The organism is Treponema sp. R6D11 (assembly GCF_054786075.1).
On the sequence record NZ_BDHD01000964.1, the window covers coordinates 1 to 431 of the forward strand.

General features: G+C 36.4%; 1 pseudogene. It reads left to right on the plus strand.

The features are described 5' to 3' along the window. A pseudogene (locus ACYVTD_RS17020) lies at nucleotides 1-86 on the plus strand (co-chaperone GroES); the annotation flags it as partial. Nucleotides 87-431 lie beyond the last annotated feature (345 nt).

The window sequence follows — 431 nt, forward strand, 5'->3', positions numbered from 1 at the left end:
TTCCCGATACAGCACAGGAAAAAACCCAACAGGGAACTGTTACGGCGGTTGGACCCGGCACGGGAAAAAAAAAAAAAACTGTTTAAAAAGGCGGTAAAGGAAAGGACGACAAAAATGACGGGACACACAATAAAAATTAAGGGGGAGAAAAACCGATTTTTAGAAAAGGTGATATTATTTTAGTAGTTGAATAAAATAAAACGGTTATTATTTTTTTTTTTTTTATGATTTTTTGCGGAAGAGGAAACGGATGCCGGTCCGTTTTTTTATAACCTTTTTTTGCGAAATTCCCAGAAAGCAAATTGCTTTTAATTTTTTCGTTTTGATTTTTTCGTGCCACTCCCTTTGTGGTGTTTTTCTCGTAAAAAAGGGCCACTTAAACCGCCGCAAGGAATGTATGTTCTTTTTTTGCCGAATGACCGGCTAATATA